General features: G+C 35.9%; 8 protein-coding genes. 4 read left to right on the forward strand and 4 right to left on the reverse strand.

Going from position 1 to position 12697, the window contains the following annotated elements; all coding sequences use genetic code 11:
- Positions 1-81: 81 nt before the first annotated feature.
- The 4 genes from IWB64_RS13135 to IWB64_RS13150 form a co-directional block, all read right to left on the reverse strand.
- Positions 82-1833, reverse strand: a complete 1752-nt coding sequence (locus IWB64_RS13135; RefSeq protein WP_194534430.1) for a RagB/SusD family nutrient uptake outer membrane protein — start codon at positions 1831-1833, stop codon at positions 82-84.
- A 12-nt stretch (positions 1834-1845) separates the two neighbouring features.
- Positions 1846-5076 (reverse strand): SusC/RagA family TonB-linked outer membrane protein, encoded by a 3231-nt coding sequence (locus tag IWB64_RS13140; RefSeq protein WP_194534431.1) that lies wholly within the window; start codon positions 5074-5076, stop codon positions 1846-1848.
- 562 nt (positions 5077-5638) lie between these two features.
- A complete protein-coding gene (locus IWB64_RS13145) occupies positions 5639-6037 on the reverse strand; it encodes a response regulator (protein ID WP_194534432.1) in 399 nt (132 codons plus the stop codon).
- A gap of 4 nt (positions 6038-6041) precedes the next feature.
- The gene (locus IWB64_RS13150) at positions 6042-8672 is read right to left on the reverse strand and encodes a PAS domain-containing sensor histidine kinase (protein ID WP_194534433.1); all 2631 of its coding nucleotides are present in this window, start codon (positions 8670-8672) and stop codon (positions 6042-6044) included.
- Positions 8673-9139: 467 nt separating this feature from the next.
- On the opposite strand from IWB64_RS13150, the gene IWB64_RS13155 reads away from it, so the two are divergent.
- The 4 genes from IWB64_RS13155 (at position 9140) to IWB64_RS13170 (ending at position 12554) form a co-directional block, all read left to right on the forward strand.
- Positions 9140-10228, forward strand: coding sequence for a sensor histidine kinase (locus IWB64_RS13155; RefSeq protein WP_194534434.1), 1089 nt, complete (start codon positions 9140-9142; stop codon positions 10226-10228).
- 2 nt (positions 10229-10230) lie between these two features.
- Positions 10231-11553 (forward strand): sigma-54-dependent transcriptional regulator, encoded by a 1323-nt coding sequence (locus tag IWB64_RS13160; RefSeq protein ID WP_194534435.1) that lies wholly within the window; start codon positions 10231-10233, stop codon positions 11551-11553.
- Between the two features lie 193 nt (positions 11554-11746).
- The gene (locus IWB64_RS13165; RefSeq protein WP_194534436.1) at positions 11747-12157 is read left to right on the forward strand and encodes a GreA/GreB family elongation factor; all 411 of its coding nucleotides are present in this window, start codon (positions 11747-11749) and stop codon (positions 12155-12157) included.
- A gap of 31 nt (positions 12158-12188) precedes the next feature.
- Positions 12189-12554: a hypothetical protein gene (locus IWB64_RS13170; RefSeq protein WP_194534437.1), complete on the forward strand. Its 366-nt coding sequence runs from the start codon at positions 12189-12191 to the stop codon at positions 12552-12554.
- The last annotated feature ends 143 nt before the right edge of the window (positions 12555-12697 follow it).

A 12697-nucleotide genomic window follows, 5' to 3' on the forward strand; every position in this document is an offset into this window, starting at 1 on the left:
AGTGGTAATAACATACTAATTGATTTAAAAGCCGGAAACATGCTCCGGCTTTTGTCTTTATTTACCTCATTTGGTAGGTAATTAATACCCTTCATTTTGAATCAGCGCTTCAGTTATATTTATTTCTGATTGCGGTATTGGTAAGTAGTACTGTTTTTTATCAAATGGTCTTGTTTCAATTGTAAATTCTTCAGAAGAAACATTTTCATCAAGATTTTTTATCCAGCGCATACCTTGTACGTCAAAACCAAGATTATCTTCATTTAACCAACGTCTTTCGTCAAAGAAGTTATGAGCTTCAAAGGCAAGCTCTATACGTCGCTCTCTTTTTATTGCCTCTAATAGTTCTGGACCGCTAGCTGTAATAGCTGGCTGCAAGGCTCTTTCTGAAACCCTACTTACATATCTTCTTGCCGTCTCTTCATCACCAGCTCTAAATGAAGCCTCTGCATAATTTAGATAAATTTCTGCAAGTCGATAGATGATATAAGGTCTTCCCGGGCTAGCTTGTTTTACATCTGTACCCAATGCCTCATTTTGAAATTTACGTATTGCATACCCAGTTGTAGAACCGTGTCTAAAATTCCCTAAGGTTTGTTGGTCTTGTGAAAAGGAATCCAAACCATCTGGTACAACCGTGTTATCTAAAGAAATAGCATAATCAATAGGTCTTCCTCTAAAAATAGCCCCTTGGTAATTGATATTGGCGTAAAAACGCATTTCGCGATTCTCGTAAGGGTTCGCTGCATCATAGGAAGGACTATCCGTAGTATTACCGTCATCCATATTATAAATTAAGGTGTGGTTGTGCAATGGTGTAGAAAGACTCCATCCATCAAAACCTCTAGGCGATTGCGCATTGTCAGGTTGGGTCGTTACATCGGTACCGTAGCCAAAAACAGTTCCCCCAAAAGGTCTTGCGAATAAGATATCTTGATTTGCTGATAAAAATAGTTCTTGGTAAGCCTTAGCATTTGGAGTACTTATCAAATCTCTATCCCCTACCAAATCAATAACCGCTTTAGCAGCATCTGCGGCATCTTGCCATTTGTTGGCCTTGTTATAGATGTACAATTCTAAATTAGATGATTGCGGAGCCATAGATGGGTCGTGCAAATCACTCGCTGCATACAACAAAGTTCTAGATTTCAGGGCCAATGCAGCCAATCTTGTAGCTCTGCCAAATTCTCTACTTTCTCTAGTTACAGGTAAAAGTGGCGCGATTTCATCTATTTCACTAACTATAAAATCTACGACCTCCTGATAACTATTACGCGGAATATTAAAGTCATCATCTAGCGTTGTTGCCGAAGTTAATAATGGTACCCCTCCATAGAACTTCAGTAATTTCGAATACTGATTAGCTCTTAAAAAACGCATTTCTGCCTTTAAGGCTTCTATTTCATCGGGATTATTTACTTGAGCCTCACTACCTTCAACTAATTCTAAAAATACATTGGCTTGTCTTACATAGGTATAAAGGTCTTGCCATTTTTGACCTAACTGTCCTACATTTTGAGAAGACCACCCTCTAAGAACTCCAAAGATGTCTAAGGCTTGTGTTGCTGCGTTGAAATTCATTCTAGCTTCAAGGGATGCTATCTCCACATTCATGTAACGAGCCCAAAATTGGGAGCCAACCCCAAATGACTCCGTACTGTTATAAGTTGTAAGTAATAACAATTCAACTTGTTCTGGTGTACTCAATACCAAATCACTGGCAAAAGAGTCCCTTACGTCTATATCCAAGCTTTCTTCACAACTGCTAAAGGTTATAAAGAACGCCATCAGCATTGTAATGCTTATTCTTTTTAGTACTATATTATTTTTCATATTTTTTTTTTTTTAGAAACTAAAATTAACACCCAAAGTATATGTTTTTAGGGGGGTATACTGTGCTCCTCTAAAATTGTTATACCCCGTAGCTTCAGGGTCAAGGCCCAAATCCCAGATATCTGAGAAGAAAGTGGCTAGGTTAAATCCTCTGGCAAACAGACGAATGTCAGCAAATTTGATAACATCGCTTTTTAAAGTGTACGAAAGTTCCACTTCTTTAAGGCGTACAAAAGAGGCGTCAAAATAGTAAATGTCAGCAAAACCATCAGTTCCGTCTATTTGCCCTCCACTTATAGCATCTCCTTGCGCAAACGCTCTTGGGTAGATTGAGTTTGTGTTGTTTGGTGTCCATCTTTCATTGAATACAAATTCTGGTTTTGCACCTGATTGATCAAAGAATACCAACGTTTCTGCTTCAGCTTGCCCTTGTAACAAGAAATTGAAACCAAAGGCTTTGTAATTGAAGCCCCCATATATACCGTATTGTACTTGTGGAATGTTTGAAGTTGATGTTCTGATAAAATCATTTCCATCAACTACACCATCATCATTTACGTCTACGTAAATTGGTTCTCCCGGTACAGTGCCCTCTCTTTTAATAGCAGTGGCATCAACCTGAGCTTGGTCTTTAAAGATTCCATTAGTCGGGAAGACGTTATTATAGGAGTCTATTGGTTTACCAGCTTGCTTTTGGGAATCTAGGATATTTTCTCCCTCAGGTAATGAAATCACTTCGTTACGAGCATTTGTAAAATTCATTCCTAAATTATAGGAGAAGTTATCGTTTACTTGATCATTCCAAGCCAATTCAAATTCGTAACCCCAACTTCTGGTCTCACCTATGTTTTCAGCCGGAATTTGACTATTCTGTAATCCTATAAACCCAGGAATAGCCCCTGATCTATTTACTAAAATATCTGATCTATCTTGTTCGTAATAGTTGAAATCACCTGATAATTTACTATCAAACAAGGTAAAGTTCAAACCAATGTTCCATAGCTTAGCCGTTTCCCAAGTTACGTCGGTATTTGCTAGCCTAGCAAGATTATAGGTGTTGGAAAAATTTTCACCACCTTCTCCTAATACATAATAATTTGGAAATCTTGTGCCTAATGGATTATTTGTGTTACCCGTATTTGTTCCAAGATCAAATAAGGAAAGGAATTGGTTAGCGCCAATACGATCGTTACCCATTTCTGACCAAGAAGCCCTTAGTTTTAAACCGTCGATCCAACTAACGTTCTCTAAGAAACTCTCTTTATCAATTGCCCACGATACCGCAGCACTTGGAAATGTCCCATAACGATTGCCTTCACCAAATCTACTGGATCCATCGTATCGCATTGTAAAGTCAATAAAATATTTTTTCTTAAAATCATACGATAGAGATCCAAAGAAATCTTGTCTTTTAAACTCAGAGCTAGTTCCACCCGAGGCCTGTCTATCATCATTGTTACCTTGAAACAATTCTCCTCTGCTAGCATCAGGAAATCCACCAACTTTTGATGCAAAGAAATTATTTGAATCATTATTTAGCCTTTCCATTCCTACGAAGGTACTTATGGAGTGGTCGCCAAACGTGTTATCGTAATGTAAACGTGCATTATAGATTTGTTCATCAAATTTATCAAATCTCTCGGTCAAGATACGTTCTGTTCCTTGCTGATTAGATCCAATTCTTGGCTCAAAAGTTCCATCATCCCCTTGTGCGTAAAATGTCCAAGGAGAATACCAAGTTTTTCTATTGGTCTCTATTTTTCTAAACCCTGTAAATCCTTTTATACTTAACCCTTTTAATAACTTGCTCAGCTTCCAATCTACTGTAAAACGACCTGTAGTGGTATTTGTAAAGATATCATCAAACCCAGAGGCATTACTAGAGGTTAAAATAGGATTTCCTTCATCGCCTCCTCGTGCAGGAAGACCATTGGGATATCTTGCAATTTCATTTGGCGGTAAACCAAAAATTAGTTTATAAATATTATTGGCATCTACACCTGGCGCAGTCCTTTTACCAAAACGTGTAGCTAAATCTACTCCTAATTTGAAGCTATCAGTTAAATTGACATCAATATTAGAGCGAAGTTGATATTGCTTAAAACCTAAAGAACCTGATTTATATAAACCTTTTTGGTCTATAAAATCACCACTAACGAAATACTTAGCTTTTTCGCTACCTCCAGAAACAGAAAGAGATGTTCTAGATTCAGGAGAAGTCTTTGCTAATACCTCATCGGCCCAATCAGTATTTGGAAAGCCTGCAATATCCTGAGGTGTAAATAATGGGTCGGCATCTGCACCATTAACTCTTGCATTTATTTCATTCTCATAGGTTGCAAACTGGTTTACATCCATCAATTCTGGCCGTTTGGTAAAAGATGAAACGTTATACGCATGAGAGAAATTGATTTTAGGCTTGCCGGATTCACCTCTTTTTGTAGTTACCAGAATAACTCCGTTCGCTGCTCTAGAGCCATAAATTGCGGCAGCGCCATCTTTAAGTACAGTAAGTGATGCAATATCTTGTGGTGCCAATTGAGAGAACGAATCTGAAGGAACCCCGTCAATTAAGATTAGTGGAGTATTATTTCCTAAAGTAGATTTACCTCTAATTAAAATAGTGGTAGCATCATCATCTGTATCGCCACCCCCACCATTACCTGCACCTGGTACACCACCACGGTCACTAATAATTAGACCTGAAGCTCTACCTGCTAATGATTTGGCAACATCCTTACTTGATGATTGCTCAATAGCCTTGCTATTAATAGTACTTACTGATCCAGTTACTTCTCCTTTTTTCTTAGTAGAATACCCTAAAACAACTACTTCGTCTAATAATGCAGCATCCTCTTCTAAGGTAACGTTGATTTCCGATTTGCCATCCACTTGAACTTCTTTTGATGAATACCCTATATAGGAATATACAAGTGTAGTTTGGTCATCATCAATAGTAATACTGTAATTACCATCAAAATCTGTTGAAGTACCATTGGTGGTTCCTTTAACTAGAATGGTTACACCTGGCAATGGACCCGTTGCATCCGATACCGTACCTGTTACGGTTTGTTGAATTGGGTTGGAGGTGAGGTCGTTTTCTAAAGATGATTCCGTTAAATCTGAAGACGCGTGTGATTGGAAGGGAATCGTTATCGTTAAGATTATCGCGAACTTTAATGCGAGTAATCTCTTGATGGAATTGCCCGGGCAATCCGCATCAGTAAACCATTTGATTTTCATAAATTTGAATTAGTTAGAGTTAATATGCCCCAGAGTCAATGGGGTATTACTTTACTTCATGCATAGCATGAATTTCTAAAAGGGGAGTGTTAGCGCACTTTCCTTTTTTTTTGTCAGTTATATTTTAGTTTTTAAGGATTGAGTAATTGGTTCATAAGGAGTTGAATTGGTTTGTTAAATTGTTAATGCTCATTTAATTTTTACAAATGAACCACAAAAACGAAGGAAGATATTTGCGAAATTTAACTAGGGATTGCACTATTTTACCATTTTTAGGGTTTTAGTGGATAAATTGTGCCTAAATTGAGTTTATGCTAATTTAGAATTAGCTTTTTTGAAGAATTTTGATAACATGCTGCCTAAAAACAGAGAAATACTGGAGAAACCACAGTGCTTTTGGAAAAATCTAATGAGAAATTATTAAAGCGGACAAGTATCCGTAATGTAAGAAGTGCTAGTAAGGGTAAAAATAGCCGACTGAGTAAGAAAAACATTCTTCTTTTTTCAATGCAGAGAAAAAAGAAAAATGTTTATTGAATATATAACATTGGTAATCAATGTTTTACAATAAAGAGAACACAGACTGAAGCTGTTCTGCTTTTATAGGCTTTACAAAATAGTCGGCGATAGAATGAATTTTTTTGGCTCTTTCAATATCTATAGGGTCTAAGGAAGATGAAATCATATAGATATTTATTTTCTTACTTAGCTGATCTTCAATTTTAGAAAATTCTTTCATGAATTGAAATCCATCCATAACGGGCATATCAATATCTAGAAAGATAACATCGGGTAATTCTGAGTCAATGTTAAGGTTTTTTAATATGAAGGCCAACGCCACTTCACCGTCTTCAAAATCCATGGTATTTGCTTCTAAATGCATGGTTTCCATTTTTTTTACAACGGTATAACGATAGATATAATCATCATCTATGATACAAATTTTAGGGGTACTTTTCATTTGTTCAATTAAAATTTATGGTAAAAGTTGTCCCAACGTCTACTTTACTGGAAGCATTAATGGTGCCCCCCATAGACTCTATTTGAGATTTTGTTAGAAATAAACCAACACCTTTGGCATCTGGGTGTCTGTGGAAGACCTTATTCAAACCAAACAATTTATGGCCATGTTGTTCTAAATCTATGCCTAGACCATTATCCCTGAATTCCAACATTATATTACCATTTAGGTTTGTGGATTCAATTTCTATTTCTGGTTTGCGAATTTTTGATCGGTACTTCATACTATTACTAATCAGATTCAAAAAAATACTTTCTAAATATATTTTATGATACTTAATTTTTGAGCATTTAGAGAAGTCAGAGGTAATAGAAGCGCCGGATTTTAATATTTCACCGGCCAACAAATCTTTGGTTGTATTTAAGACGTCTTCAAACTCAATTTCTTCAACATCTTCATCTGAATGAGGACCTTTTGTTTTTAACGCTTCAATGAGGGTATTTAGTGTTAAGGTGAGGTGATTTATTACTGTTTCAAATTTATCGAACAAACTTTCCTTTAGGACTTCATCGTCTGTTGTTTTATAAATGTCTAAAAGAGAATTAAGATTACTTACTGGTGAACGTAAGTTATGAGAGGTTATATGGGTAAAATCTGCTAACTGTCTGTTCTGTTCAGTTAATTTGTGAGCTAAGACTTCTAGATTTTCTTTGGCTTTAAGAATTTTATATTCTGCCGCTTTTTGTTTGGTAATATTTCGGATAGCAAGAGATGTAAACAGCTCACTTTCCCATTCTACAGGTCCCATATTTATTGAAATAGGTACTTCTTCTCCGTTTTTACGTAATCCAACAAGTTCTTCTACAACACCAACTTGTCTTGTATTATTAGAATTAGAGAATTTAGACGCCTTTATAAAGGGTAATATATTAGGAATAAAATCTTCTATATATTCTTTTAATAATTCATCTGGTGAACATTGGAATAAGGTTTCAGTCTGCTTGTTAATAATCTGGATAGTACCTTCTTCATTGATGATTATAATAGCATCTGGTGCTGATTCTAAAAGACCTTTTAATTTTTTTTCGGCCATTTTCAGTTCCGTAATGTCCTGTGTTGTACCTATTATCTCCGTAATTTCTCCTTTTTCATTAGTAACGACCTTACCCATTACATGAATTGTTTTAACTCTTCCGGAAGGAGTTACAATTTTATGGGTAAAACTTCTAAAAGTTTTGGATTGGACAGTTTCTCGCATATGATCTAATATCATTTGCTTATCATCTGGGTGGACGAGTGCTTCAAACTTATCTTGGCTAAAATCAGAGCCATCTCCTTGACTTTCAAAAATTTCATGGAGACTCTTAGACCAATACCCTTGGCCGGTAATAAAATTGCGTCGCCAATGCCCCATTAAGGTTATTTGCTCAGCGAAATTCAACAACTCATTTTTTGCGATAAGTTCGTTCTGGTACTTTTTTAATTCAGATATATCTGTGGACACAACTATAAAGCCTATATTTTTTCCTAAATCATCTTTTACTGATGATACTGTACATTGTACAGGTACTGTAAAGCCGTCCTTGCGGATGTAGGTCCATTCTCTGGTGTCGTTTACATTTTCAACAGGTAAATCTTCATAATGGCTAAAGTTATCAGGATTCTTCCCGTGCGTAGTAGCAAGGTCTTCTCTAAACTTGCTTACCTGATCCGGATATAGAAAACAAGTTGGGTCTTTCTTACCTTCCATCTCCTCCGCAGAATACCCTAAAAGTTTTTCAGCACCTTTATTAAAATGGTTTATATAACCCGTACTATCTGTTGAGAAAATAGAAATGGACTCTGAGTTGTATATGGCTTTTAGCTGCGCATGTGCTTTGCTTAACTGTGTTTTGTAAAATGTAACATCACTTATATCTTGTACAAGTCCAATAACATTACTGTATTTGCCATCTATAATTTCTATTTTTCCAATAACCCGTACCCATCGTATATTGTTTTTTGCTGTTATGAGTTCAAAATCAAAATCAAAAGGAATACCTTTTTCAATGGTGTCTTCTACACAGGAACGGAGTTTAGGACGACTAGTTTTTTCTTCAAAGAAATCTATAGCTTTATCTAGGTTGGGTTTATAACCTTCGGGCACTTCATGTATTTCACGTGTTATTTTACTCCAGTATACCTTTTTTGTAGCTAAATTTATCTCCCAAGTGCCCATTTTGGCAACCTCTTTTGTTTGAGTGAAAATATCCTCTGTTCTGGCTTTTTTTAGTTCACTTTCTTTATGGTGTGTAACATCTATAGTATGTATGAACAAACCTCCTACCTTGCCTTTTGAAATGTACCAAGGACTAATATCCCAATAGAGCCATTGTACCGTGCCATCTTCACGTTTAAAAGGAGCTTCGTCATAGACGTCTATAGCCCTTTCAAGACATTGTTGATGTAAATCTTTTGAATCTTGATTTATTTCTGGAAACAAATCATAATGGCATTGACCAACAATTTCTATACCCTGTAATTTGTAGTCTTTTATCCAGCAATTGGAAGCGGCTATATAGCACATGTTTTTATCGAACATGGCAATAGCGGTCGGTGCCTGTTCAATAAAGATTTCGAGATATGGTATTTTCAATTTCGGTTTTTTGGTAGTTTTCCCCAAATCTTGCAATTTTATAAGAATACACCTTCAAGTTAGCTATATTTTTTATATTAAATGTAGGCTTTATTCTTTAATTGTAAGAATTTTATTTCAATATGATTTGTCCTGTGTGCTACATACATCAAAAGTAACCTGTAGTCCTAAGGAGGTATTTAGTTTGTTTCTACCAAATAACATCAACGTACAATCATAATTATTAATGTACTTTTTTAAAGCTCTTTATAATTTAAATCTTTTGTTGAGTTACAAAAGAATAGGTTCTGTAAGCTTAAAATTCTTGGTCAAGGTTTGGTCTACCCAACCACTTTTAGAAATAGTAAAACTAAATTTGATACGGATGCTTAATCATAATTATACCTTCCCAAATCACAAGATTTTCTAAAATATATACAGAAGTATCTTATAAATATCATCTTTGTAAACAGAATTATATCTTACATATGGCTACGGTTAAAGATAAATTAAAGGAACGTATTAAAGAGTTGACTTGCCTTTATGAGGTAACTTCAATAATAGCAAATTCCGACTTTGATCAGTTAGAGATTTCGCTAGAAGCTATTGTTTATAGTGTTAAAAACGCGTGGCAGTTTAATTTACTTAGCGAAGTACATTTAAGTTTGGGCGAATATAGCGTCCAGACAGATGGCTTCAAGGATACCATGACTTTAATGCATTCTGATATTAAGGTTTTTAATAAGGTTAGTGGTACTCTAAAAGTAGGATATCCAGAGGACAGGTATTTTTATGCAGACTTTCTGGAGGAGGAAAAAGACTTATTGAACAATGTTTCCATAGCCATAGGGAACTTACTGGAAAGAAAGCAGATTAGAGAAAGCGAGGCAAAAGTAAAACGCCAAATGGAACGTACGGACAGGCTTCATATTCTTGGTGAGATTACTGCAGGTATTGCCCATGAGCTTAATACACCGCTGGCGAATATTCTAGGTTTTACGGAACTTCTTAAAGAGCGGGTAAGTAATGCAGGTGCCTTAAGAGATCTTGATAAAATTGTTGAGAATGCAATATTCAGTCGTGAAATAGTCAAAAAATTAATGTTCTTTGCTTGCGAAATGCCGCAGGAAATGCAGCCGGTAGAACTGAACCCTATTATAGAAAGTACACTTAAATTATTAACACCTTCGTTCCGCGAAAAGAATCTCAAACTTATTAAAAAATTTGGTTCAGACGATATTCGGTTGCGGGCAGATAAAGTTCAGTTTACCCAAGTACTTTTTAATTTGGTGATGAATGCAATTTATTATTCACCAATAAAAGGAACGGTAGGTGTTTCTATAATTGAAAAAGGGAAGAATATTCAAATCCGTATTTCAGATGAAGGAGTAGGTATTGATCCCAAAATAGAAGATAAAATTTTTGAACCATTTTTCACTACTAAGCCTTTGGGAGAAGGTTCTGGACTTGGGCTAAGTGTTGTTCATGGTATTATTAGTAGTCATAAGGGCACCATAGAACATAGACCCAATAAGCTTAAAGGCACTGTTTTTATTCTGGATTTTCCTAAATTATAAGTATGCTTAAAAGAGAGAACATTCTACTGGTAGATGATGATATTAATATCCTAGAGCTTTTGCAGCGCCATCTGCAGTCTATGGATTATCATACCTACAAAGCGGTTTCTGTAAAGGAGGCACTATATGTTTTGAAAGATACTTTTATTGATTTATTGATAACCGATATTCAAATGCCTGAGGTAGATGGATTGCAATTATTAAAATTCACCGATGAACATTATCCCGAAATTCCAAAACTGGTTATTACCGGTTACCCTTCTGTAGATGGTGCTTTGGAAGTAATTAAATCCGGAGCTACAGATTATTTAACCAAACCTTTTACAAAAGAAGAGTTAAGACAAGCAGTGCAGAAAGCTTTTGAGCACGGCAAGAGTCGCAAAGCTGTGAAATCAAAAACAGTTACAGCAAATAAGTCGGTACATAATGAAATGATAGGCGAATCAGAGGCCTTTCAAAAAATTACCGATGTAATCGAAAGGGTAAAAAATAACAAGGCTACCGTTTTGGTAAAAGGGGAAAGTGGAACAGGAAAAGAGCTGGTGGCACGGGCTATACATTATTCCGGGAAATTTTCTCGCGCACCTTTTGTTGCGGTCAATTGTGGGGCAATCCCTGAAAATTTGCTAGAGGCAGAACTTTTTGGTTATGTAAAAGGGGCATTTACCGGGGCTAATGAAAACCGAACAGGTTTCTTTCAGGCGGCTGAAGGTGGAACTCTCTTTTTAGATGAAATAGGAATAGCTCCATTAACTGTTCAGACCAAATTACTCCGAGCTTTACAAGAGCGAGAAATCACAAAAGTAGGTGCCAGAAAAAGTGAAAAAGTAGATATCCGGATCATAGCCGCCACCAATGCAGATTTACTGACCGATATTAAAGAAAACCGCTTCAGGGAAGACTTGTATTACCGACTAACCGTAGTAGAAATACAGGTTCCTCCTTTACGTGATCGTAAAACTGATATTCCACTATTGGTCGATAAATTCTTATTTAAATACGGAGTGGAATATAAAGACCGATTGCTGAAAATTTCTCCAGATGCTTTAGCTGTTTTAAAACGATATAATTGGCCTGGTAACATTAGGGAGCTAGAAAATGTAGTACAACGTGCTGTGATCATGTCTGATGGAGCTATTACTCTTAAAGACCTTCCTGAAGCATTAAAATTCCAAATAAATTTTCCTGAAAATGACTTTAAGCCTCTCCGGGAAATGGAAAAAGAGTATGTGCAGCGCGTACTTCTTCACACGCAAGGTAACAAGACAAAAGCGGCCGAAATTCTTCAAATAGACCGTAAAACCCTACGGGAAAGACTAAAGTAATTACCTGGGGGAAATATACTCAATTGGGTAGATTTTCCTCACTTCATATTTTTTTCCAAAAAGAATATTTTTTATTTATCTACTGATATTCAGTGGGTTGTATTTGTTTGCAAATATTTTTCTTCTGCTAGGCATATGTTTTGCTTTTTGGTGAGTCATCAGTTAGAGATGACATTATTGAAAAGTAAAGCGTATGAAGTATGGAAGTCTAGTATTGGCGAGGAAAGATTATAGGGTTTTAAAGAAATACCTAAAGGATAACCTGTACATAGAAGATTATTCGCATAAAGATGCGCTAGACACTTTAGAAGATAACTTAAAAACGGCATTAATCTTTGAAGGAGAAGATATGCCAGAAGACATCTGTGGATTTAATTCAATGGTTACGGTTTCTAGTATTTCAGAATTTCAGTATACTTTTCAATTGGTTTCACCTCTAAATAATGACCCCAAGAACGGAAAGATATCCGTTACAAGCACTATGGGTTCTTTGGTTATCGGTAGATCAGAAGATGATATTATAACCTATGGACCTCCAGCAGACAGTGTTTCTTTAAAAATAAGTAAAGTGGGTAATCTAAAGCTGGAAAAAGTAGAAGTGTAAATTCATTTTTAACTTAAACATAGAATAGCGTATGATAAAGAAATTAGCATTTGCCTTATTGTTTTCAGCAAGTTTATTACAGGCACAAGAAGAAGTAAAAATTAACACGTCTAAAGTTCAGATTGGTGATGTACTTGAAATAGGTACATCTAAGCGCATGGATTATAAACATATAAATTTTCCGAGGGCCAATTTTATTATAAAACGAGGTGGTTTGGCAAATTACAAAGGACTAAAAGGAGATAGAGTTGTGGTTACCGCAATAGAAACGAACAAGGACGGTTCTACCAAAATAAAAATTAAACGAAAAGACGGTGGTCGCTTTTTTGGAAGTCATACCGTTGTTTCAGCAGATATAAACAATGCACTTGCCGCAGGTGAATTGCTAATGAATTAGTTTGATAGTGGTTATTAAGATCTACCCGATTGTCCGCACCTGAGTTTTGTTGAATTCTCAGGAATATCGGGTAGGTTTTATACTTAAAATTTTAATCAAATTATAAAATGAATGGGTATAACAGAAGTATTTGCAGTACGTGT

It is taken from the genome of Zobellia nedashkovskayae (assembly GCF_015330125.1).
Taxonomy (GTDB): domain Bacteria; phylum Bacteroidota; class Bacteroidia; order Flavobacteriales; family Flavobacteriaceae; genus Zobellia; species Zobellia nedashkovskayae.

Bases quoted from the DNA above. Each gene is read 5' to 3' on its own strand.
- IWB64_RS13135 (WP_194534430.1), bottom strand. From the start codon at position 1,833: ATGAAAAATAATATAGTACTAAAAAGAATAAGCATTACAATGCTGATG.
- IWB64_RS13140 (WP_194534431.1), bottom strand. From the start codon at position 5,076: ATGAAAATCAAATGGTTTACTGATGCGGATTGCCCGGGCAATTCCATC.
- IWB64_RS13145 (WP_194534432.1), bottom strand. From the start codon at position 6,037: ATGAAAAGTACCCCTAAAATTTGTATCATAGATGATGATTATATCTAT.
- IWB64_RS13155 (WP_194534434.1), top strand. From the start codon at position 9,140: ATGGCTACGGTTAAAGATAAATTAAAGGAACGTATTAAAGAGTTGACT.
- IWB64_RS13160 (WP_194534435.1), top strand. From the start codon at position 10,231: ATGCTTAAAAGAGAGAACATTCTACTGGTAGATGATGATATTAATATC.
- IWB64_RS13165 (WP_194534436.1), top strand. From the start codon at position 11,747: ATGAAGTATGGAAGTCTAGTATTGGCGAGGAAAGATTATAGGGTTTTA.
- IWB64_RS13170 (WP_194534437.1), top strand. From the start codon at position 12,189: ATGATAAAGAAATTAGCATTTGCCTTATTGTTTTCAGCAAGTTTATTA.